At 62.8% G+C, this 22,693-nt stretch carries 22 protein-coding genes and 1 pseudogene; 17 read left to right on the top strand and 6 right to left on the bottom strand.

Annotated features, from left to right (window positions below):
- Positions 1 to 20: 20 nt before the first annotated feature.
- From merC to merT, 3 genes are read right to left on the bottom strand one after another with little or no spacing between them, the layout of a single operon-like run.
- Entirely contained in the window at positions 21 to 440 is a 420-nt protein-coding gene (merC, locus tag D3H34_RS15775) for an organomercurial transporter MerC (protein WP_119554548.1), read from the bottom strand.
- A 10-nt stretch (positions 441 to 450) separates the two neighbouring features.
- Positions 451 to 729 (bottom strand): mercury resistance system periplasmic binding protein MerP, encoded by a 279-nt coding sequence (merP, locus tag D3H34_RS15780; RefSeq protein ID WP_119554550.1) that lies wholly within the window; start codon positions 727 to 729, stop codon positions 451 to 453.
- A 12-nt stretch (positions 730 to 741) separates the two neighbouring features.
- Positions 742 to 1,092 (bottom strand): mercuric ion transporter MerT, encoded by a 351-nt coding sequence (gene merT, locus D3H34_RS15785; protein ID WP_119554661.1) that lies wholly within the window; start codon positions 1,090 to 1,092, stop codon positions 742 to 744.
- 72 nt (positions 1,093 to 1,164) lie between these two features.
- Here merT and merR point away from each other — a divergent pair, with 72 nt between their 5' ends.
- The 13 genes from merR (at position 1,165) to D3H34_RS33990 (ending at position 13,284) form a co-directional block, all read left to right on the top strand.
- Positions 1,165 to 1,578, top strand: a complete 414-nt coding sequence (gene merR / locus D3H34_RS15790) for a mercury resistance transcriptional regulator MerR (RefSeq protein ID WP_119554552.1) — start codon at positions 1,165 to 1,167, stop codon at positions 1,576 to 1,578.
- Between the two features lie 297 nt (positions 1,579 to 1,875).
- On the top strand, positions 1,876 to 2,199 hold the full coding sequence (locus tag D3H34_RS15795; protein ID WP_119554554.1) for an ArsR/SmtB family transcription factor: 324 nt from the start codon (positions 1,876 to 1,878) through the stop codon (positions 2,197 to 2,199).
- An 11-nt stretch (positions 2,200 to 2,210) separates the two neighbouring features.
- Positions 2,211 to 2,678: an ArsI/CadI family heavy metal resistance metalloenzyme gene (locus D3H34_RS15800; protein WP_119554556.1), complete on the top strand. Its 468-nt coding sequence runs from the start codon at positions 2,211 to 2,213 to the stop codon at positions 2,676 to 2,678.
- A gap of 10 nt (positions 2,679 to 2,688) precedes the next feature.
- The gene (gene arsN2, locus D3H34_RS15805) at positions 2,689 to 3,204 is read left to right on the top strand and encodes an arsenic resistance N-acetyltransferase ArsN2 (RefSeq protein ID WP_167481219.1); all 516 of its coding nucleotides are present in this window, start codon (positions 2,689 to 2,691) and stop codon (positions 3,202 to 3,204) included.
- Entirely contained in the window at positions 3,197 to 3,706 is a 510-nt protein-coding gene (locus D3H34_RS15810) for an arsenate reductase ArsC (protein WP_119554560.1), read from the top strand. The genes arsN2 and D3H34_RS15810 overlap by 8 nt, the downstream gene beginning before the upstream one ends.
- Positions 3,703 to 4,191 (top strand): arsenate reductase ArsC, encoded by a 489-nt coding sequence (locus D3H34_RS15815; RefSeq protein ID WP_119554562.1) that lies wholly within the window; start codon positions 3,703 to 3,705, stop codon positions 4,189 to 4,191. The genes D3H34_RS15810 and D3H34_RS15815 overlap by 4 nt, the downstream gene beginning before the upstream one ends.
- 4 nt (positions 4,192 to 4,195) lie before the next feature.
- Positions 4,196 to 5,254: an ACR3 family arsenite efflux transporter gene (arsB, locus tag D3H34_RS15820; protein WP_119554564.1), complete on the top strand. Its 1,059-nt coding sequence runs from the start codon at positions 4,196 to 4,198 to the stop codon at positions 5,252 to 5,254.
- Positions 5,244 to 5,957, top strand: coding sequence for an arsenical resistance protein ArsH (gene arsH / locus D3H34_RS15825; RefSeq protein WP_119554566.1), 714 nt, complete (start codon positions 5,244 to 5,246; stop codon positions 5,955 to 5,957). The genes arsB and arsH overlap by 11 nt, the downstream gene beginning before the upstream one ends.
- 16 nt (positions 5,958 to 5,973) lie before the next feature.
- Positions 5,974 to 7,173, top strand: a complete 1,200-nt coding sequence (locus tag D3H34_RS15830; RefSeq protein ID WP_119554568.1) for an MFS transporter — start codon at positions 5,974 to 5,976, stop codon at positions 7,171 to 7,173.
- 432 nt (positions 7,174 to 7,605) lie between these two features.
- Entirely contained in the window at positions 7,606 to 8,889 is a 1,284-nt protein-coding gene (locus D3H34_RS15835; RefSeq protein WP_119554570.1) for a tyrosine-type recombinase/integrase, read from the top strand.
- 12 nt (positions 8,890 to 8,901) lie between these two features.
- The gene (locus tag D3H34_RS15840; RefSeq protein WP_119554572.1) at positions 8,902 to 10,401 is read left to right on the top strand and encodes a site-specific integrase; all 1,500 of its coding nucleotides are present in this window, start codon (positions 8,902 to 8,904) and stop codon (positions 10,399 to 10,401) included.
- Positions 10,389 to 12,884, top strand: coding sequence for a hypothetical protein (locus D3H34_RS33985; protein ID WP_147400453.1), 2,496 nt, complete (start codon positions 10,389 to 10,391; stop codon positions 12,882 to 12,884). The genes D3H34_RS15840 and D3H34_RS33985 overlap by 13 nt, the downstream gene beginning before the upstream one ends.
- Positions 12,865 to 13,284 carry a hypothetical protein gene (locus D3H34_RS33990; RefSeq protein ID WP_167481220.1) on the top strand — a complete coding sequence of 140 codons (420 nt, stop codon included), beginning with the start codon at positions 12,865 to 12,867 and terminating at the stop codon, positions 13,282 to 13,284. Before D3H34_RS33985 ends, D3H34_RS33990 begins: the two co-directional genes overlap by 20 nt.
- Before the next feature lie 111 nt (positions 13,285 to 13,395).
- Here D3H34_RS33990 and ttcA (D3H34_RS15850) read toward each other — a convergent pair whose 3' ends face one another.
- Positions 13,396 to 14,349 (bottom strand): tRNA 2-thiocytidine(32) synthetase TtcA, encoded by a 954-nt coding sequence (ttcA, locus tag D3H34_RS15850; RefSeq protein WP_119554576.1) that lies wholly within the window; start codon positions 14,347 to 14,349, stop codon positions 13,396 to 13,398.
- A 128-nt stretch (positions 14,350 to 14,477) separates the two neighbouring features.
- Between ttcA (D3H34_RS15850) and ttcA (D3H34_RS15855) the strand changes: the two are divergent.
- The 3 genes and pseudogenes from ttcA (D3H34_RS15855) to D3H34_RS15865 all read left to right on the top strand — a co-directional run.
- Positions 14,478 to 15,230 (top strand): annotated as a pseudogene (ttcA, locus tag D3H34_RS15855) (tRNA 2-thiocytidine(32) synthetase TtcA); the annotation flags it as partial.
- A 47-nt stretch (positions 15,231 to 15,277) separates the two neighbouring features.
- A complete protein-coding gene (locus D3H34_RS15860; protein ID WP_119554578.1) occupies positions 15,278 to 15,913 on the top strand; it encodes a DUF4136 domain-containing protein in 636 nt (211 codons plus the stop codon).
- Between the two features lie 22 nt (positions 15,914 to 15,935).
- Positions 15,936 to 16,586: a histidine phosphatase family protein gene (locus tag D3H34_RS15865; protein ID WP_119554580.1), complete on the top strand. Its 651-nt coding sequence runs from the start codon at positions 15,936 to 15,938 to the stop codon at positions 16,584 to 16,586.
- Between the two features lie 6 nt (positions 16,587 to 16,592).
- On the opposite strand, the gene hmpA is transcribed toward D3H34_RS15865, so the two are convergent.
- The gene (gene hmpA / locus D3H34_RS15870) at positions 16,593 to 17,786 is read right to left on the bottom strand and encodes an NO-inducible flavohemoprotein (protein WP_119554583.1); all 1,194 of its coding nucleotides are present in this window, start codon (positions 17,784 to 17,786) and stop codon (positions 16,593 to 16,595) included.
- A gap of 159 nt (positions 17,787 to 17,945) precedes the next feature.
- On the opposite strand from hmpA, the gene norR reads away from it, so the two are divergent.
- Positions 17,946 to 19,499: a nitric oxide reductase transcriptional regulator NorR gene (gene norR, locus D3H34_RS15875; protein WP_286185784.1), complete on the top strand. Its 1,554-nt coding sequence runs from the start codon at positions 17,946 to 17,948 to the stop codon at positions 19,497 to 19,499.
- A 12-nt stretch (positions 19,500 to 19,511) separates the two neighbouring features.
- Here the strand turns inward: norR and D3H34_RS15880 are convergent, their stop codons facing one another.
- Positions 19,512 to 22,682, bottom strand: a complete 3,171-nt coding sequence (locus D3H34_RS15880; protein ID WP_119554588.1) for an efflux RND transporter permease subunit — start codon at positions 22,680 to 22,682, stop codon at positions 19,512 to 19,514.
- Between the last annotated feature and the right edge of the window lie 11 nt (positions 22,683 to 22,693).

Genomic DNA, 22,693 nt, shown 5'->3' on the forward strand with positions numbered 1-22,693 from the left:
TCTGTGTACGTTGAAAATCTTCACTGCCTGCGTGGTTGCGCACTCGAGTCCGGAGCACACCTGCGATGCGCCGGCGCGAGCAGATCCCAGACCGAGACGGCGACCATGATGGTCAGGCCCGTGTAGAGCAGCCACTCGGTCCACCCATAGCCGAAGAACAGATAGAGCGCCGCCAGTACGATCGCGGGACCCACCATGCCCAGCACGCTGCGATGCCATTGCCGATGGCTGAACCAGCCCAACCCGTTGGCGAGAAGCGCAACCACTGCGAATAGCGGCAGCAGCCGGGTAATGACGAGTTCCTCGTACTGGCTCAGGAAACCCAGTCCGAGCGCCACCCCCAGGCTCCCCAGCGCCGGAAAGCACCCCGCGCAGCCCATCGCAGAGACGACGGTGCCCAGCGCCCCGGCCTTGTCCCCAATGCGAGTGATCAATCCCATGGTGAAGGACCTATTGCTTGGCGGTCGACGGGAACCCGGCGTCCGCGGTGGCCTTGATCACCGCCTGGATGCTGGTCTTAGCGTCATCGAAGGATACGACGGCCTGCTTCTTTTCGTAGCTCACATCGGCCCTGCTCACTCCGTTGACCTTGCCCAGCGCCTGCTTGACCGTGAACGGGCACGCCGCGCAGGTCATGCCCGGTACGGAGAGGGTGACGGTTTGCGGCGTGGCCCACGCGGGAGCGGTGAACGCAGCGAGCAGTGCGAGAACAGAAAGCAGCTTTTTCATGAAGAGGTCCTTTCAATAGAACAAGGGCAACACATAGGGAAACGCGAGCGCCACGACGACCAAGATCGCCACGATCCAGAACACGACCTGGTAGCCGAGCCGTACCTGGGGCACGGCACAAACGTCCCCGGGCTGACAGGCCTGCACCGGCCGAAAGATGCGTCGATAGGCGAAGAACAGCGCGACCAGCGCCACCCCGATGAAGAGCGGGCGATATGGCTCGAGCACGGACAGGTTCCCGATCCATGCACCGCTGACACCGAGCGTGACCAGAATCAGGGGGCCAAGACAACATGTCGAGGCGAGCAACGCGGCAAGTCCCCCTGCAATCAGGACTCCGCGACTGCTTTTCGTTTCTGGCATTGCCGCCATCCTTCCGGTTGTTTTTGAACTGGAGTAACCTTACTTCCGTAGTCAAGTACGGAGTCAAGCGGTATGGCAAATCAGGTGCACGACATCCTGACCATCGGCGCATTTGCCGAGTCGGCCGGGGTCAACGTGGAAACCATCAGGTTCTACCAACGCAAGGGCCTGCTGCCGCAGCCGGACAGGCCCTACGGCAGCATTCGGCGCTACGGAGAAACTGACGTGGCGCGTGTTCGGTTCGTCAAGTCCGCCCAGAGCCTGGGTTTCAGCCTCGACGAGGTATCCAGTTTGCTCGCATTGGATGACGGCACCCATTGCGACGAAGCGCGCCAGGTTGCGCAGGAAAAGCTCACCAATGTGCGCGCCAAGCTGGTCGATCTCCACCGCATCGAGTCGGTTCTGGCCACGTTGGTTGAAGATTGTTGCGCGAGCCACGACACGGTGTCATGCCCGTTGATTTCCGCGCTGCAGGAGCAGCCGTAGCAAAGCCCGTTTGAGCCTGCAGAGGTATCGAAATAGATCCCTTCTTGGGCGCCCAGCGCTCGTTCGAGGCGCAGTTTGCTTGTCACGGGAGGCTACGTTGCTCCCCACCAAGAGCTGATCCGCTGGTCAAGCGGCGTTGAGCGAACTGCTGCCCGTCACGTTGCACTGTGGCCGGGTGCCGAGTTGGCTGGCGCAAGCCGTAAAGCCGGGTCCGGCCACTTGGCTTCTTTGAACTCCAGTATGGAGCCTTGCTCAGAGCTTCTTGAATGAATTTTATAATTCAACTATTATTGAATCATGGAAGAAAAGATTGTCATTCGAGCTTTGGCCGCACTGGCCCAACCAGTGCGCCTGCAAGTTTTCCGCGCACTGGTCGTCGCCGGCCATACCGGCCTCACGCCGGGCGTGCTCGCCGAACGGCTTGGCGTGCCCTCGACCAGCCTCTCGTTCCACCTCAAGGAGCTGACGCACGCCAACCTGGTCAGCCAGGAGCGCGACGGCCGAAATCTGATCTACCGCGCGGTGTTCGAGCAGATGAATGCGCTACTCGGCTACCTCACGGAGAACTGCTGTCAGGGCGAGGCGTGCCTCACCGACAGCGCCACTGCCTGTGAATGCTGAAGGAGAAACCCATGAAGCGCTTCCACGTCCACCTGCATGTCGATGACCTCGCCAAGAGCATCGCCTTCTATTCCAACCTGTTCGCATCGCCGCCAGCACGTGTCGAGGCCGACTATGCGAAATGGATGCTCGACGATCCGCGCGTCAACTTCGCCATCTCGACGGTGGGAGAGGCGAAGGGCATCGACCACCTCGGCTTTCAAGCAGAGAGTTCGGACGAATTGATCGAGTTGAAGCGCCGAGCCGGCGCGGCCGACCGCACTGTGTTCGATGAGGGCGCGACGACATGCTGCTACGCGAAAAGCGAAAAGCACTGGGTCACTGATCCCCAAGGCATCGCCTGGGAACACTACCAAACCTTCGAGGACAACGAGAGCTTCGGACAGCGACGTGACCTGGTCAGCCAGCAGGTGCAAGGATGGTGCGAAAAGGCCGCTGATCGCGTTGGCCTCACCAAGGGCAAGAACGCCTGCTGCTGACGGATGCACCATGTCTCAAGAAACTGTCGCTGCGCCACCGGAGTCGGTGGTCAAGTCCCTCTTTGTGCGTGCCGAAGCTGAGTCGCTCGCGTCCGTGCGAACGCTGCTTCGGGAGGCCGGCCTGCCCGAGTCCGATCTGCAGGAAAAGCACATGGAAGCCTTCTTCGTGAGCCGCGCCGGCGACGAAGGGATTCTTGCCTGTGTCGGCTTGGAACGCTTCGGCGACACCGCGTTGCTCCGCTCCCTCGCGGTTCGCGCCGATGCACGTGGCAATGGTGTGGGGGACCAGGCCCTCCAAACCATGGAGGCCTTTGCTGCGTCGAAAGGCGTGAATCGCCTCTGCATCCTGACCACCACGGCAGAGCCATTCTTCGAGGCCCGAGGCTTCGAGCGCTGCGACCGCACGGCGCTACCGGCCTCCGTGCAGGCCAGCAGCGAATTCAAGAGCCTTTGCCCGGCCTCGGCCGTCTGCATGTTCAAAGAGATCAACCCGACTTCCTCCACCGAAAAACATCGTCATGGCTGAGAAAACCTACAACGTCCTTTTCATCTGCACGGGCAACTCTGCGCGCTCCATCCTGGCCGAGGGCCTGCTCAACTACCTGGGCAAAGGGCGATTCAAGGCCTACTCCGCTGGCAGCCATCCTGCCGGCAAGGTCAACGCCTACGCATTGCTCACTCTGGACAAGATGCACCTTCCCGCCACCGGCTATCGCAGCAAGAACTGGGAAGAGTTCGCGAAGCCGGATGCGCCGGTGATGGATTTCGTTCTCACCGTCTGCGACAAGGCCGCGGGCGAGGTGTGCCCTGTGTGGCCCGGCCAGCCGATGACCGCGCACTGGGGCGTGGCCGACCCCGCAGCCTTCGCGGGGCCGGAAGAAGCTACCGAGCGCCAGTTCATGGACACGGCCCTCACGCTGAAGCGCCGGATCGAGCTGATGCTGGCCCTGCCTCTGGCCCGGCTCGACTCGATGGCCATCCAGCGCGAGATCCGCGATATCGGCAAGGTTCAGAAGGCTGCGCAATGACGCTCAACGTACTCATCCTCTGCACTCACAATTCGGCCCGCAGCGTGCTGGCCGAAGGCATGCTCAACCACTGGGCCCGCCAGCTCGGCAAGGACGTGAAGGCGTTCAGCGCCGGCAGCGCACCCAGCGGAAGAATCAATCCGTTCGCCATCGAAGTGCTGCAGGCGGCCGGCGTGAACACCGAGGGCTTTCGCAGCAAGAGCTGGGACGAGTTCTCCACGCCGGTCATGCATGTGGTCATCACCGTCTGCGACAGCGCGGCGCAGGAAGCATGCCCGTACTGGCCCGGAACGCGCGTCAAGATTCACTGGGGCTATCCGGACCCATCGAACACCGAGGGCGGCGACGCGGCAAAACGCCAGGCCTTCGAGCTGACGCGCCAGGCGATCTCCTACCGCATGCTGCAACTGCTCGCACTGGACAACCCGCAAGCCATGAGCGACGCCGAGCTGCAAGAGCGGCTGAAGCGCATCTCCGCGAACTGACACCATGAGTGCAGTCATCGAAAGCCCGCGCGCCAGCGCGGCCCCCATGAGCGTGTTCGAGCGCTACCTGACGGTGTGGGTGTTCCTCTGCATCGTCGTCGGTATCGCATTGGGGCAATTGCTCCCGGCCGTGTTCCAGGCCGTTGGCCGCCTCGAGGTCGCCAAGGTCAACATCCCCGTGGGCGTGTTGATCTGGGCGATGATCATCCCGATGCTGCTGCGGGTCGATTTCGCAGCCCTTGCGCAGGTGAAAAACCACTGGCGCGGCATCGGCGTGACGCTGTTCATCAACTGGGCGGTGAAGCCGTTCTCGATGGCATTCCTGGCATGGCTCTTCGTGCGCCAGGTCTTTGCGGGCCACTTGCCAGCCGACCAACTCGACAGCTACGTCGCAGGCTTGATCCTGCTGGCCGCCGCGCCCTGCACGGCAATGGTCTTCGTCTGGAGCCGCCTGACTGGCGGCGACCCTGTCTTCACGCTGTCGCAGGTCGCCTTGAACGACGCCATCATGGTGTTCGCCTTCGCTCCCATCGTCGGTTTGCTGCTGGGGCTGTCAGCCATCACCGTGCCGTGGGACACGCTCATCACCTCGGTGGGGCTCTACATCGTCCTGCCGGTGATCTTCGCGCAGGTGCTGCGCAAACGACTGCTGAAGAACGGGCCCGCGGCTTTCGAACGAGCGATGCATCGCATCGGGCCGTGGTCGATTGCGGCGCTCCTGCTGACGCTCGTGCTGCTGTTCGCGTTCCAGGGTGAGGCCATCATCAAGCAGCCGCTGGTGATCGCGATGCTTGCGGTGCCGATCCTGATTCAGGTGGTGCTGAACTCTGGCCTGGCCTACTGGCTCAACCGGAAGCTCGGCGAGAAGCACAGCATCGCATGTCCCTCCGCGCTGATCGGCGCCTCCAACTTCTTCGAGCTGGCGGTGGCCGCGGCCATCAGCCTGTTCGGCTTCCACTCGGGGGCGGCCCTGGCCACCGTGGTTGGCGTGCTGATCGAGGTGCCGCTCATGCTGGCGGTGGTGAAGGTCGTGAATTCGTCGCGAGGCTGGTATGAGTCGTGAGCTGCCAAACGTAGATCCTGAGCTGTTCGAAAAGGCCGATCCGGATCTGCTGATGCCGGCGCAGCGCTCCACCCACGCGCCCCGCATCCTGCTGCTGTATGGCTCGGTCCGTGAGCGCTCCTACAGCCGCTTGCTGACCGAAGAAGCAGCGCGGCTTCTTCGCGCGCTCGGCGCCGAGACGCGGATCTTCGATCCTCGCGGCTTGCCGTTGCCGGACGCAGAGCCCGACGACCACCCCAAGGTAGTGGAGCTGCGCGAGCTCGCCCAGTGGGCAGAGGGAATGGTCTGGACCTCGCCCGAACGCCACGGCGCCATGACCGGCATCATGAAAGCCCAGATCGACTGGATTCCGCTGGCCATGGGCTCCGTTCGGCCCACGCAAGGCAAGACGCTCGCGGTGATGGAGGTGTCGGGCGGCTCCCAGTCGTTCAACGCCGTGAACCAGCTGCGCGTGCTTGGCCGCTGGATGCGCATGATCACGATCCCCAACCAGTCGTCGGTGGCCAAGGCCTTCATGGAGTTCGACGAGGCCGGGCGCATGAAGCCCTCTCCCTACTACGAGCGCGTGGTCGACGTGATGGAAGAGCTGGTGAAGTTCACGCTGCTCACGCGCGACTGCGCGGGCTACCTCGTGGACCGCTACAGCGAGCGGCGCGAGAGTGCCGAGGCATTGTCGAAGCGGGTCAACCTGCGCAGCATCTGAGCGGGGCGAACCCAGGGTGCAAAGCAAGACCACGACGACGGTGATGCTGGGTGTGGCTCAGACCCTGGCGTGGGCCTCGTCGTATTACCTCCCCGCGGTGCTGGCCGGTGCCATCGGCAAGGACATCGGAATTTCCACGTCCACGGTCTTCGGTGCTTTCTCGATGGCGCTGCTCGTCGCGGCCGGCATCGGCCCCTTCGCCGGCCGGCTCATCGACCGCTTGGGCGGACGCCCGGTGCTCATCGCCAGCAACGTGGTGTTTGCCGCAGGGTTGGCGGCGTTGAGCCAGTCCACGCATGCCAGCCATGTATTCGTCGCTTGGGCGTTGATGGGCCTGGCCATGGGCAGCGGGCTCTACGAGGCTGCGTTCGCCACCGTTGTACGCCTGCATGGCCAGGATGCGCGCAGAGCAATCACCGGCATCACACTGTTCGCAGGCTTTGCGAGCACCGTGGGGTGGCCTTTGTCGGCCTATCTGGAAAGCACCGTGGGCTGGCGCGGGGCGTGTCTTGCGTGGGCGGCATTGCATCTGGTGATCGGCCTTCCACTCAATGTGCTGCTGCCACGCGCTGCCCGGGCCGATCAGGCTTCGCAGGAGGCAACTGTCGCCAACAAGGGCGCGGGCGCGGGTCTTGCGCCAGCGCAGCCGCGCCGCGCCGCTTTCCTGATGGCATACGTCTTTGCCGTCACCTGGTTCATCAGCACGGCAATGGCCGCGCATCTGCCGGAACTGCTGCTCGCCAGCGGTGCCACGCTGGCCGCGGCAGTTGGCATCGCCGCCCTGGTCGGTCCAGCCCAGGTGGTGGGACGGGTGATCGAGTTCACTTTTCTCAAGCGTGCGCATCCGCTTTTGTCGGCCCGATTGGCCACGCTGGCTCACCCGCTGGGCGCTCTCTGCCTCGGCCTGCTCGGTACTTCGGCCACCGCTGCTTTCGCGGTGCTGCACGGCTTGGGAAATGGCATCCTGACCATCGCCATCGGGACGCTTCCGCTGCTGATCTTTGGTGCCGAGGGCTACGGGCAGCGCCAAGGATTCCTGATGGTGCCAGCGCGCATCGTGCAGGCCGGGGCACCGTTTCTGTTCGGCATTGCGGTGGAGCGATGGGGTGACGGGGCACTGTGGTTCTCCGCTGCCCTTGGCCTGTCCGCATGCCTTGCGCTTGTGGTCATGACGGCCGACATGAGGAACGCACCACTTGTTGCTGAGGGGCACTGAAATCGGAATTCTGGTCAACGCATGACCACGCGTCGTGGTCGCTATCAGTGGTGACCATCACAGGCTCAGCCAGTCCGATTTGGCGCAAGCGCCACGAAGGTCGCGCGCACCGATTGACCGGTCTGGTCCGATGGCGCGCTCGGGCATGACGGGATGGTAAAGGCTCGTTTGCTCTGCCCAAGTGCCGATTGCCATCCATGCCTGTCGCAATCAACTGACATCGCAAACTTCGACGCGCCACTGTCGTGATTGCACGTCCGACACCATGGCCCCCGGCCACATCCTCCTTCGCCAGAGGTTTTGCTCAGCGGAGAACGCAATTATCGGATTCCATTCCAAATTGACAAGATTTCCGAGCCGGATGAAGCCCCCGCCCTCTGTCATCCGTGAATCTGGTTGCCGAGACGACTCGCTCTTTGTAAGGTTCCGGCCATGACGCTTCGTTTCCGAATTGAATTGCTCTTGGATACATCGCCGGATGGCAGTGATGCCGTTCGCCGCGTTGTCCTCGTGGACCGCGAAACCGAGTTGCAGCACGAGCTTGCAGTAGCTTTTTTGCTCGACGAATTTGGTCAGACGCCGCTGAATACCCAGATCGCGGTTCTTTTGGATCTCGCGTTCTTTCTCGAATGGCAGCTGCTTCGCGCAAGGCGTGCTGAAGCCTCGGGAAAGGCGAAAGCGCCCTTCATCAGTCCGGAAGGCCGCGTGCTTGCTGGCATACGTGCACTGACGAGCAGAGAAATTACTGAGTACTGCCGTTGGGCATGCCTGTCAGCCGACAAGCTCGCGACCGCGCTACAGGACGAATCCTCTACCTTCGCTCTGTTGGCAACCGGCAAAGCCGTCAAATTCGGCACGTCGAACCGCCGCATCAGGACCACCGGAAACTATGTTGCCTGGCTGACGAAGGAATGCGACCCTCGGTCGGAACTCACCGCGGAGGAGCATCGAATGCTCGAAGCCAGCGCGCAGAGCATTCGAATGGAATTTCATAAGCACATCGCTACAGGCGACGATTCTGTAGAGGTGCGCTCGTTAAACGATGAACAACGGAGCAGCGTTGAGAGAGCCATCGGGAACGGTGGCCCATTTCCTCAAACTCCAACAGGGCAGCGCGATCGCTTGATCGTGGAAACACTCCACGAGTCGGGCCTCAGAGCGGGAGAGTTACTCAAGCTCTGCTGTGTAGATGTGATGGAGTCGTGGGAATACAAGCCTGAGCACTTCACCGGATGCATCAAGGTCGTCGAAGCGCAGAACGATCCTGCCGACACTCGATTGCACGAACCCGCTTGCAAGACCGGGGGTGGCTTGGTGCCGATCTCCACATCACTTGCGACCAAACTCATTGAATACATCGTTGGCGATCGTGAAGCGGCCGTCTTCAAATCAAACTCAGCGACGCCCTTTCTGTTTGTAAATCATGAGGGCAAGTACGAAGGAAGCCCCCTCGGCCGAAGGAACCTGAATCGCATACTCGCCAAACTCAAATCCTTCGAATCGCTCCCTTCCACCATCTCGCCTCACGTCCTGCGACACACCAACCTCAATCACGTTTACAAGACTGCGACGTCAAAAGGCCGTGACGCTCGTGAAATCGTGATCCAACGAGGTCGATGGTCTACGAAATCAACAATGCCGGATCGATACGCCGCTCGTGCAATCGAAGAACGCTCGGCTGAGCTCGTTCAGCAAAGAGACCGGATCATTTCCTGACGAGATTGCGGCATGTACGGCCCATACACCGAGTTCGTTGTCGGGAGCGAGGAAGTTTTTCCCGACGGTCTTCCAACTCACATCAAGGTCATCGACAACGAATCGCGGCTCATCCCCGTCAATTTGGACGGCATGATGCTTCCCAAAACCGATGGCATAGAAAGCGTATTCAGGCTCAGGAATGTCGAGGATCTGCTGACGCCCGCAACAGCGACCATTTATTACGCAGTGGTTCTGCACGCCTTGGACGGCCACCGTAAGGTCTCCACCGCGGTCCAGTGGTTTTCTCGTTTTGAGCGGATGATCAGAAGGTTGAATCTCACCGCAAGAGTTGCATCCATCACGCTGAAGATGTACATGGAGGAAGCGCGGCAATCGTCACCGAATGATCTAAAGACGCTCAGGAGCTTGTTGAGGTATTGGATACGTCTCCGCTATCCAGGCATCGCCCCAGACCTCAAGGCGCACATTCTGACCTCTCAATCGCCGAAGAGCGCGACCTCCATCGAGATTCAGGCAAGGAAGGCGCACGAGCGCCCCTTCTCGATCGAGAAGGTGCGCTCGATTCATCGACAAGTAGATGACCTGTACATCGACGGGAAGTTCAATCCACAGCAGAACCTGCTTTGGCGTCTGATGATCTCCGAGGCTTTGCGGCCCTCGCAAATGCAACTCTTGAGGGTCAAGGACGTTTCATTGTCCGCCAAGACACTCGCAGTGCCTCTGGTCAAACTTCATGGAAGACCGAGCCGCTCGAGGATGATGACCGTGAGCGTCTCAGAGGCTGTACACGTGGCTCTTCGCGATCACCTGGCTTGGATGGAGAAGCTGTCTGGCCGCAACCTTTCTCCCGATCAGCCACTCTTTTGCGTCAACATCAATCAGCACGTTCCTTTTCTACAGAAGCAATCCCTCGGTATCACATCTCTGATAGTTCGCACTCGAGGGCGAATCACAGACCACATTGCAGACCTAGGCGATCTCGATCTTTTCACCAGGCGATTCAAACACACAAAACTCACCCATCTGGCCATCCTCGGTGCTCCATTGGAGGTCCTCAGGCAGGCGGCCTTTCACACCACCACCGGTTCGCTCACGCGCTATGTCAATTTGACCGACGAGATGGCTGAGGCGTATGAGCGGCAGATGGATCCGCACTTTGTGCTTGTCATAAACGCGTTTAGAGGTTCGGTGCTGGATGCGGGCAACGAGAAGTCCATACCTGAAGACAACCTCATCCTCGACGCCGAGTTGAACGACAGCCTGGGCGGATGCGGAGATGAACTATGCGGCGTTTTGGCTCCCGATGGTTGCTATATCTGTCCGCGGTTCAAGGCCTTCGTAGATGGACCGCACGACCAAGTTCTAGCGAAGATGGAGAAGGCGCGAGAAAGGAAAGTGCTGATGCTATTGCCAGTGGAAACGATTCAAAGAGACGACAACATCATCTCCGCGGTGAAGCAGGTCATTCATATCTGTGAGAGCAAGAGGAAAAACGAATGCAGGGAGTAGTTCCGCTTTTCAGGACCGAGACCGCTGCGGGCCCCGACAGATTTAATGAGTTTGTCAGGTGGGGATGCCCCGGTGGAGTCGCAGGTTTTGACGCTGTGCACGAGCAAGGTTATGACCCCAGTGTTCCGTGGTTTGCGATGGCTCCGCATCGCCTGAAAGCGGGTGACAAGACCACACGACTACCGCTCATCAAGATCGAGCACCGTGAACGGGCACGAAAGATATTCATTCGCACTCGAACGGGGCCGCCCAGGATCACCGCCCCTGAGGCAATGGTTGGCGGAGACCGTTTCCTCACGTTTGCGAAGACATACATCAACGTGATGATCATCTACCGCAATCTGAGAGGGGCTCCGAAGACGATCGCCCGCACCCTGGAGCTTCTGGACTGGGCTCTGCGCCAGCTCAACTCTGGAAACAATGACCCAAGCTTGCTGACGCGCGCGACCTTCGTTCTCGCCGAACAAACGTTGATTGGCGGATCAGATTGCGCATCTGTCAAATACGATATTGGATGCGAGTTGGACTTGCTCGCAGGTATGTTGCAGGGTGGCCATCACACGAAAAGTTTCAGGTTTGGCCAATACGGATTCGGCCTGCTGGCAACTCGGTTCACTTTCAAGTCCAAGGTGCCCAGCCCGACGAAACGGAAAGCACAACTTCTTGATGACGATGTGCAGAAGAAGAGCCAGTCCAGGCGTCTACCGAATGAAGTCGTAGCTGCTGTTGGACTGGCATACCGTTCTGCGCAACAGCGCTTCGGTCCGGCACACGAAGTTACCTCAATGGCCGCATTGGTAGCGCTGCCCTTCACAACCGTGTCGATGCGGCTATCGGATCTATTGCAGCTCCACCCCGACGCCCTCAGGAGCGTTGACGGAAGGGTTCGGATATCAATTTATCGACCCAAGACCGATCTGTACCAAGAACTTCCTGTCCCGAAACTACTCGGGGCTCTTGCCCAGGAACTGTTCGAGGTCGCCGGCAATTTCTCAGCGGACGCAAGAGCAGCGTTCAAGTACTACATTGAGAACTTCGACAGCTTCGAAAAGATCAATCAGCTGTATATCCCGGACCACCTGCAGAGCGATTTTTCGCAGTCGTACTTCAGAAGACCTCCGTTCGGCACCAAAAAGACTGCTCCACATGTACCCGTCAGTGCCGTAGATTCAATGGCTCATGCGTCTCCTTCACTCTACGACAAGATCCCAGAAGTCATCTGCGTCAAGCTGCGCACGCTACGTGGCGTGAACCATCCCCAAGACTTCTTCCCGCAGCAGACCAGATCTCAAGTCTCAGGGCGAATCTACCTATCACACCTCGATCTGAGCGTGTTGTTCAGGGTCATCGGGGTCAAATTGCCTAGTGAAGTCCAACTGCTTGAAAAAGATATCTTCATTGATCGGGACTACTTACTCAACTCGATCTCTGCAAACGAAGGACAGAAGATCGGAATCGAACTGGCTTTTCTGGTGGCTGGGCGAAGTCTTTCCTGTTTTTCCAGTGTTGAAGAGTTGCGTACCAGACTTTTGGCGGACTTCAAGAAGGCAAGATTCCCTCACTGGCCTTACTCATCCAGCGACAGAAAGACGCGGCTCGACGAGGTCCTCTGCGCCGCGTTTGATGGTCAGCTTGATCAGGAAACTGATCACTTGGCGCGGAAGCGAGCTTGGTGGCGCCCTGTTGTCCTCACGTATTCTCGCTTTCTCAGATGGACTAGCGTGCGCTTGGGTAAGCCTCCAAGACTCTTCGCGACACTGAACATCAAACTCTCGAATGGCGAATATCCATCGTTCACCCTTCACGACACACGAGCCTATCTTCAAACACGAGCGCTAACGTTGGGGGTGAGCGAGCAGTACCTTGATCTACTTGCCGGACGAACGTCAGGCCCGCAGTCAGCACATTACGATTTGCGCACCCCGGCAGAGATTGTGAGCGGCTCTATCGAGGGGTTTGATCCGGCAGTCGACTTTAAGGTGATTGGCCCTGTTGCGAACGCCGCTCGAACAATTGAAGTAGTAGATCGAGAGATCTTTCTCTTTGAAAGAGCTGTTCCCAAGCAAATCACAGAAGTGGGGGGATGCTCAACATCTTGGTCTCTCAACCCTTGTGAACAGCATGGTGACTGCATGGGGTGTGCCCACCACGTCTGGAGGAAAGGGGACAAGAAGCGCTTGCCGATCATCAAAGAGATGCATCGGCACTCCCTCCACATGATCGCCGAGGGACGCAAAAAATTGCGATCGAGCGGGGGCCTGAAGAAGCCGATCGAGCGCCACATCAGACAACACGGATGGGTTCGCGCTCGCTGTGAAGAGATCTTCGCTGTGGAGAATGACCCCTCAATTGCACCAGGCACGCTCGTGACGTTCGATGCGGCGCCAGCGGCTCTGGGCCTGTCCGAACTCACGTCTCGATTACACGATAAACATGTCGGCGAGCCGCCGGAAAGAGATGACGATGGGGATGCCAAAGATTAGTCGGAGGGCCGAAGCGGCGATCGTCGTCATCTTGAAAGAATGGCCGGCCAAGCAGCGATTGACCTGGGATTCGCTAAGAAGGCAAATTGCCAAGAAATTCAAAGCTTCAGACGTGTGGTCGCGCCAATCGCTCAGCGCGAATGAGGCCATCTATAACGCGTACGAGGCGGCCAAGAAGCCAGGTGTTGAGCGCTCGAGCGCTCCCCAGCACAGTCGGTCTTGGTACGTGAAGCGAGTTATTGAGTTGGAACTACAGGTTGCCGACCTGTCTGCGAAAAAAACTGCACTGCAGTTGCGTCACATGCAGCTGATCCACAACGTGTCCCTATTGCCCGGTGGCATCGGGCTGCTGGCTCTTCCATTGCCCAGTAATACGCGCAGAAGGCGAGAAGATAGGTAGAGAGCCAACCGCGAGACGCTGCCATTCGACAAGGAATGGTATCCCTCTACGGTTCGCCCCGACTCTTGTGCTCATGCGCTCTTCGGCTCCATTCGGCGCCAAGCTCCCCGATCAGCTAGCTGAACTACCGATTGTTGAAGTACCAGGCATGAGCCGGATCGGGGCCACGACGACTTCCGAAGGCTCATTCGGCGCAGCGAGCCAGTTGCTGACATCGTCCAGTTCGCCGCTCACCTTCGCTGGCGTGTTGAAGTCATGCAACTTTCGGTCGAGCAGATGCGACGGCACCACATCTGTCAACGCACGAAACATGTTGTCGGAGCGCCCCGGGAAGCGTCGATCCCATTCCTGAATCATTTCCTTCATTGCTCTGCGCTGAAGGTTGGGCTGAGAGCCGCACAGATTGCAAGGGATGATCGGGAAATTCATCGCCGCCGAATAGGCCTTGATGTCTCGCTCGTTGCAATACGCGAGCGGGCGAATGACTACATTTCTTCCGTCGTCCGAGACCAGCTTCGGCGGCATGGTTTTCAGCTTTCCGCCGAAGAACATGTTGAGAAGCAGCGTCTCCAAGATGTCGTCGCGATGGTGGCCCAACGCTACCTTGGTGGCGCCCAATTCCACTGCGGTCCGGTAGAGGATGCCGCGTCGCAGCCTTGAGCAAAGAGCGCAAGTCGTTTTCCCCTCAGGCACCTTCTCTTTGACAATGGAGTAGGTGTCTTCCTCGATGACGCGAAATGGGACGTTCAGTTGAGTCAAATATGCGGGAAGGATGTCCTCCGGGAAGCCTGGCTGCTTTTGGTCCAGGTTGACTGCTACGACATCAAAATTGATCGGAGCGACTTCCCGGAGGTAAAGAAGGCTGTCCAGCATGGTGTAGCTGTCTGCCCCACCCGACAGACAGACCATGACGAGATCACCTTCCTCGATCATCCCGTAGTCAACGACAGCTTGGCCGGCGAGTCGGCGGATGCGCTTGCGCAGCTTATTAAATTCAACACTCATAGAGAACCTTTCGTGGAATTGTAGGGAAGACTTGTCAGCAACGCCCTCCGATGTAAACATTGGCCAGTCTGGCGACGTTTCTTGACAAAATTCAACGGCTGTAAAGGACCGCGCCTAGCCGCTGCGACCCGTCACTCTTGAAGGCCTCGGAAAAAGCATGTTCTTGATGGGCTCTACGTCCGATAAGCAAGGACAGCTATGCGCTGCTCGACATCCTGCTCAAGATGAAGGCGCGCGCGCCGATCCACTTCGACATCGTCGCGGTCAACCTCGACCAGAAGCAGCCCGGCTTCCCCGAGGAAGTGCTGCCGAAGTACCTGAGCGAACTCGGCGTGGCCTTCCACATCGAGAACCAGGACACCTACAGCATCGTCAAGCGCGTGATCCCCGAGGGCAAGACCACCTGCGGCCTGTGCAGCCGGCTGCGCCGCGGCATCCTGTACCGCGTGGCCGACGAGCTGGGCGCCACCAAGGTCGCGCTGGGCCACCACCGCGACGACATGCTGCAGACCTTCTTCCTCAACATGTTCTTCGGCGGCAAGCTCAAGAGCATGCCGCCCAAGCTGGTGAGCGACGACGGCAAGCACATCGTGATCCGCCCGCTGGCCTACGTGGCCGAGAAGGACACCGTGCGCTGGGCGCAGCACCGCGAGTTCCCGATCATTCCCTGCACCCTGTGCGGCAGCCAGGAGAACCTGCAGCGCAAGCAGGTCGGCGAGATGCTGCGCGAGTGGGACAAGAAATACCCCGGCCGCGTGGAAAACATGTTCACTGCGCTGCAGAACGTCGTGCCTTCGCACCTGCTCGATGGAACGCAGCACGATTTCAAGGGTCTGAAGGCGACGGGCGTGGCCGACGAGAACGGCGACAAGGCCTTCGACACGCCCTCTTTCGACCTGCTCTCCCAGGCACCCTCGGCCCTGCGCATCATTCAAGGCTGACTCGGGCAACCCAGGGGACTTTGAGGGCCTGAGGCCCGGAGACCCTTATGTATCGTGCGTTTTCCGCTTTATTCCTGACAGCCGCCCTGAGCGGCTGCGCCACCTCGTGGGTGGTCGACAGCAACGTCAAGAGCTTCGCCACGCCGGGCACCACCGTGCCGCCGGGCGCCACCTACCGCTTCGAGCGCCTGCCTTCGCAGCAGGCCGACACTGCACGCCAGGAAGGGCTCGAGGCCATGGCCGCCGCGGCGCTCGACAAGGTCGGCCTGCGCCGCGACGACGCCAGGCCGCAGTACACCGCGCAGATCAATGCGCGCGTCACGGCGGCGCTCTCGCCCTGGGCCGATCCGTGGCTGTACGGGCCCGGCCCGTGGGGGTACGGTTACGGCGGCTATGGCGGCTACTACAGCCACCGCTGGTATGGCGGCGGCTGGTACGGCGGCCCGATGTTCATGCCGCAGCCGTCCAACCCCTGGTACGCACGCGAAGTCAGCCTCGTGCTGCGCGAGGCGGACGGCGGCAACCGGGTCGTCTACGAGACCCGCGCGCGCAACGACGGCCCCTACAGCTCGAGCGCGGCCATCCTGCCGGTGATGTTCGAGGCCGCGCTGCAGGGCTTTCCGAACCCGCCGCCGGGCGAGCGCCGCGTGAACATCGAGCTCACGCCGGCCAGCAAGAAATGAGCCCCTCCTAGAATTCCGACGGATGGACGCCAACCTCACCCGCCTGATCGCCGTGCGCCACGGCGAAACCGCCTGGAACGTCGACACCCGCATCCAGGGCCACCTCGACATCGGACTCAATGCCACCGGCCTCTGGCAGGCGCAGCGCGCCGGTCAGGCGCTGGCCGACGAGCCGATCGCGGCGGTCTATGCCAGCGACCTCTCGCGTGCCTGGCAGACCGCCCAGGCCATCGCCGAGCCCCACGGCCTCGACGTTCAGCCCGATCTGGGTCTGCGCGAGCGCGCCTTCGGCCGCTTCGAGGGCATGAGCTTCGCCGAGATCGAGGCCACGCTGCCCGAGGAGGCCCGGCGCTGGCGCGAGCGCGACCCCGAGTTCGAGCCCGAAGGCGGCGGCGAAAGCCTGCTGACCTTCCGCGACCGCGTGACGCACACCGCCTCGACCATCGCCGCGCGCCATCCGGGCGAGTTGGTGGTGCTCGTGGCCCACGGCGGCGTGATGGATGTGCTCTACCGCGCCGCCACGCGCCAGGAGCTGCAGGCGCCGCGCACCTGGCAGCTCGGCAACGCGGCGATCAACCGCATGCTGTGGACGCCCGAGGGTTTCAGCCTTGTGGGCTGGAGCGACATCGCCCATCTGGCCACGGACGCACCCCTCGACGAAACCACGACCTGACGCGACTCAGGCCGCAGCCTTCAGGTCTTCGAGCGGCCCGAAGAACTCGTAGTGGATCTGCTGCGCGGGCACGCCCAGCGTCACGCCGTTCGCGTACATGGCCTGCATGAAAGGCTTCGGGCCGAGGAAGTAGAAGTCCACGTCGCGGTCGGCCGGCAGGGCCTGCGCGAGCAGCTCCTGCGTCACGAAACCGGTCGCGTGCGGGCGGTCGCTGTCGCGCGGCGTGTCATACACGTACAGCGCTTCCACGTTCGCATGCGCGGCCGCCAGTGCGTCGACGCGTTCGCGGAAGGCGTGCACGCCGCCGTGGCGCGCGGCATGGATGAAGCGGATCGAACGGCCCGTGGGCGCAGCGGCCTCGAGCATGCTCATCGCGGGCGTGATGCCCACGCCGCCCGTCACCAGCACCAGCGGCCGGCCTTCGGCGGGCACGGGCTTCAGCACGAAATCGCCGCAGGGCGGCAGCACGTCGAGCACGGTGCCCGCCTGCGCATGCGCGTGCAGCCAGTTCGACACGCGGCCGCCCTCCTCGCGCTTCACGCTGATGCGGTACCAGGGCTTGCCGGGCGCATCGGACAGCGAGTAGTTGCGCCGCACGGTCTCGCCGTCGATGTCCAGCACGAGCGTGAGGTACTGGCCCGGCGTGAACGCGAGCAGCGCGGCGCCGTCCTCGGGCTCCAGGTAGAGCGAGAGGATGAGTTCGCTCTCGGCTTCGCGCCGCGCCACGCGGAAACGCCGCTGGCCGCGCCAGCCGCCGGGCTGCTGTTCGTTGGCGCGGTAGACCTCTTCTTCGGCGGCGATCAGCAGGTCGGCCAGCGCCTGGTAGGCCTCGGCCCAGGCCGCGAGGATCTCGTCGGTGGCGACCTCACCCAGCACCTCGCGGATGGCCTGCAGCAGGCAGCGGCCGACGACGGGGTAGTGCTCGGGCAGCACGCCCAGCGCGGCGTGCTTCTGGATGATGCGCGGCAACGCGCCGGCCAGGGCCTCGAGACGGTCGATGTGGGCCGCGTACGCCAGCACCGCGCCGGCCAATGCACGCGCCTGCGTGCCGCTGGCCTGGTGCGCTTCGTTGAAGAAGGCCTTCACCTCGGGATGGTTCGTGAACATGAGCCGGTAGAAGTGCGACGTGATCGCCTCGCCCTGCGACTGCAGCAGGGGAACGGTGGCCTTGACGAGCGAGATGGTGCGTTCGGAAAACATGGCGGATGAGATGCAAAGAGTGAAGAAGTGACTCTTGTGCAGTCATGAAACGTGCCAGCCGCCGCGCCTGCGCAAGTCCTTGTTTCACAAGCCATTTCTTTGAGCGTGGTCAAACCGACCACGCGCGGGCGTTGTCAAATCGACCCCATGAGTGCAGAAATGACCACATCGGACGCCCCCGACCTCGCGGGTGAAGGCGAGCGTTTTCGCGCCCTGCTGAAGGCCGTGCGCGAGCTCGTGCGCTGCGACGCGGCCGCGCTGCTGCGGCTGGAAGACGGCACGCTGTCCGCCGTCGCCGTCGACGGCCTCAGCGACGAGACCCTGGGGCGCCGCTTCGCGGTGGCCGCGCATCCGCGTTTCGCGCGGCTGCTCGAAAGCCCCGCCGGGCTGCGCTTTCCGCCCGACTGCGACCTGCCCGATCCGTACGACGGGCTGGTGTCGGGCCAGCCCGAGATCCTGCCGGTGCACGACTGCATGGGCGCGCCGCTGCGCCTGCGCGGCGCGCTGTGGGGCCTGCTCACGCTCGACGCGCTCGAAGCCTCCACCTTCGACGCGGTCGGCCCGGCGCGGATGGAGGCACTGGTGCGGCTGGTCGAGTCGGGCATCGACGCCGCGCAGACCATCCGCGACATGGCCCGGCGCGCCGCGCAGGAACAGGCGCTCGCGCAGGCCTGGCAATCGAGCCGCGTCGCCACGCGCGAACTGCTGGGCACCAGCGCGGCCATGCAGCAGCTGCGCCGCGAGATCGACACCGTGGGCGCCTCCGACCTCACGGTGCTGCTGCTCGGCGAAACCGGCGTGGGCAAGGACCTCGTGGCGCAGCGCCTGCACGCGCGCTCGCGCCGCGAGGCGCAGCCGCTGGTGCAGGTGAACTGCGCGGCCCTGCCCGAGACGCTGGCCGACAGCGAACTCTTCGGCCACCGCAAGGGCGCCTTCACCGGCGCCATCCAGGACCGCACCGGCAAGTTCGAGCTGGCCGACGGCGGCACGCTGTTTCTCGACGAGGTGGGCGAACTGCCGCTCACCGTGCAGGCCAAGCTGCTGCGCGTGCTGCAAAGCGGCGAACTGCAGCGGCCCGGCAGCGACCGCACCTTGCGCGTGGACGTGCGCGTGATCGCCGCCACCAACCGCGACCTGCCCGCCGCCATCGCGCAGGGACGCTTTCGCGCCGACCTGTACCACCGGCTGTCGGTCTACCCGCTGGTGGTGCCGCCGCTGCGTGCGCGGGGCCGCGACGTGCTCGCGCTGGCCGGCGGTTTTCTCGAAGAGAACCAGCACCGCCTGGGCGCGCGCAACCTGCGGCTGTCGCCGGCCGCGCGCACCGCGCTGCTGGCGCATCCCTGGCCGGGCAACGTGCGCGAACTGGAACACGCCATCAGCCGCGCCGCACTGCGTGCGTACCGCGAGCACGGGCGCGCCGCGCGTTGGGTGGCGATCGAGCCGCGGCACCTGCTGCTGGAGGAAACGGCGGTTGCGGCCTTGCCGGCCGATACGACACCGGCAGCTTCGGGCATGCCTGCGTCACTCGCGAACGGCGCGACCACGACCACGCTGCGTGAAGCCACCGAAGCCTTCCAGCGCGAGTGGCTGGCCGCTTGCGTGGCCCGCCACGGCGGCAACCTCAGCCAGGCGGCGGCGCAGGCCGGCATGGACCGCAGCAACTTCCACCGGCTGCTGCGCAAGCTGGGCATCCGGGCACAGCCGCCCGGCTGAACCCGGCAGGCGTCAGGCGTGCGAGGCGGCGTGGCCGCCGGCCCCTGCCGCAGCCTCGGCCTTCGCTTCGCCCGGCAGCTCCACCATCGGCCCGCTGCCGCTGTAGCGATCGAGCGCGAGGTAGATCGCGGGCGTGATGTACAGCGTGATCACCTGCGAGAAGATCAGCCCGCCCACCACCGCCACGCCCAGCGGCTGGCGCAGCTCGGCGCCAGCGCCCAGGCCCAGCGCCAGAGGCAGCGCGCCCATCAGCGCCGCCAGCGTGGTCATAAGAATCGGGCGAAAGCGCAGCCGGCAGGCTTCGCGGATCGCGTCGACCGGCTTCATGCCCTCGGTGCGCTGCGCGTCGAGGGCGAAGTCGATCATCATGATCGCGTTCTTCTTCACGATGCCGATCAGGAGCAGGATGCCGATGGTGGCGATCAGCGTGAGGTCGAAGCCGAAGATCTTCAGCGAAATCAAGGCGCCCACCGCCGCGGAGGGCAGGCCCGCGAGGATGGTGATCGGGTGGATGTAGCTCTCGTACAGCACGCCCAGCAGCACGTAGATGACCAGCACCGCCAGCACCAGCAGCACGGCCTGGCTCGACTGCGAACTCTGGAACACCGCCGCATCGCCGCCGTAGGTCGTGATGATCGACTGCGGCATCTTCAGCTCGTCCTTGAAGCGGTCGATCTTCGCGGTCGCGTTACCCAGCGGCACCTCGGGCCCGAGGTTGAACGACACCGTCACCGCCTGCAGCTGGCCCTGGTGGTTGACCGAGGTCGGTCCCACGGTGCGCTTGACGGTCGAGAAGGCCGACAGCGGCACCAGCTTGCCGGTGGTGCTGCGCACCGACAGGCGCGCCACGTCTTCCTCGAACTGGCGGTCGCTGTCGGCGGCCGACAGGATCACCTGGTAGGTGTTGCTGGCGCCATAGATGCTGCCGATCTGGCGGTCGCCGTAGGCGTTGTACAGCGCTGTGCGCAGGTCGCCCACGGCCACGCCGAGCACGCCGGCCTTGTCGCGATCGATCTCCAGCGTGGCCTGCAGGCCGCGGTTCTGCGAGTCGCTGGTGACGTCGCGGAAGTCAGGATCGGCGCGCATGCGCTCCATGAGCTTCGTGGACCACGGCACCATCTCGCCGGCGTTCACGCTCTGCAGCGTGTACTGGAAGCGTGCCTTGCTCTGGCGCCCGCCCAGGCGCAGGTTCTGCACCGGCTGCATGTAGACGGCGATGCCCGGAATCTCGCGGAAGCGCTGGCGCAGCGATTCGAGCACCTTCGACATCTTCGGCCGTTCGCTGCGCGGCTTGAGCACCGCGAACAGCCGGCCCGAGTTCTGCGTCGCGGTCGGGCCGCCCACGCCGACGAAGGAACTGACGTAGGCCACGCTCGGATCGTCCTTGAGCGCCGCGGCCACGCGGTCCTGCAGCGCCTTCATGGCGGTGAAGGAAATGTCTTCGGCCGCTTCGGTCGTGATCTGGATCTGGCCGATGTCTTCCTCGGGGAAGAAGCCCTTGGGAATGCTGATGAAGAGCCAGGCCGTGACGACGAAAGTCAGCCCCGCCATGACCAGCATCAGCCCGCGATGCGCGAGCGTCCAGTCGAGCGTGCGCATGTAGGTGCCATGCACCGCGCGGTAACCGCGTTCGAAGGCACGGCCGATCGCCGTGCCGGGCTCGGGGTGCTCCTCTTCATGATCCAGCGCGCCTTCCTTGCGCGGCACATGCTTGAGCAGCCGGCTCGCCAGCATCGGCACCAGCGTGAGCGACACCACCGCCGACACCAGCACGGCCAGCGCCACCACCACGGCGAACTCGTGGAACAGCAGACCGATCACGCCCGGCATGAAGAAAATCGGGATGAACACGGCCACCAGCGAGATCGAGATCGACACGATGGTGAAGCCCACCTCGCGCGCGCCGCGCAGCGCGGCGGCCATGGGCTCCATGCCCTTCTCGACGTAGCGCATGATGTTTTCGAGCACCACGATGGCGTCGTCAACCACCAGGCCCACGGCCAGCGTGATGCCCAGCAGCGAGACGTTGTCCAGGCTGTAGCCGAAGGCGTACAGCAGCGCCACCGCGCCGATCAGCGAGATCGGGATGGTCGCCGCCGGAATCAGCGTGGCCACCAGCCGATGCAGGAACAGGAAGATCACCAGCACCACCAGCGCGATGGTGCCCAGCAGCGTGAGCTGCACGTCGTGCACCGCCTCTCGGATCGAGAGCGAGCGGTCGTTGACCATGTGGATCTCGACCGACTGCGGCAGCTCGGCCTTGAAGCGCGGAATGAGCGCGCGCACCGCGTCCACCACCTGCACGGTGTTGGCGTTGGGCTGGCGCTGCACGGCCAGCGAGATCGAGTCCTGCCCGTTGAAGCTGCTGGCGGTCTTGACCGATTCGAAGCTGTCCTCCAGCGTGGCGACCTCATCGAGCCGCACCGGCGCGCCGTTGCGCTGCGCGATGATGAGCTTGGCGAAGTCGGCCGCCTTCATGAGCTGGCGGTTGGCCTGGATGGTGAGCGTCTGGCGCGGGCCGTCGAGCGTGCCGACCGGCGTGTTGGCGTTGGCCGAGTTGACCGCACGGGCCAGCTCGTCGAGCGTGATGTTGCGCGCGTTGAGCAGGTCGGCGTTGGCCTTGATGCGCACCGCGAAGGCTTTGCGCCCGTACACGCCCACCTGCGCCACGCCGTCGATGGTCGAGAGCGTGGGCGAAATCAGGTTCTCGGCGTAGTCGTTGAGCTCCGACGGGTTCATCGACGGCGAGATCAGCGCGATGAAGAGCACCGGCGCGTCCGCCGGGTTGACCTTGCGGTACGAGGGCAACTGCGTGAGTTCCTGCGGCAGCTGGCGCTGGGCGCGCAGCAGCGCGGCCTGCACGTCGACAGCGGCGGCATCGATGTCGCGGCTGCTGACGAATTCGAGCGTGAGCGAGCTCACGCCCTGCGTGTTCACCGAGCTGATGGTCTGCAGACCGGGGATGGTCGAGAACTGCTTTTCGAGCGGCAGCGCGACCGAGCTCGCCATGGTGTCGGGACTGGCGCCCGGCAGCTGCGCATTGACGTTGATGACCGGCGTGTTGTAGCTGGGCAGCGCCGCCACCGGGATGCTGAAGTACGCAAAGATGCCGACGACCACGACGGCGGCCGACAGCAGCACCGTCATCGCCGGACGGCGGATGCAGAGCTCTGAAATGTTCATTGGGCCACCTC

The sequence above is a fragment of the Acidovorax cavernicola genome (assembly GCF_003581445.1).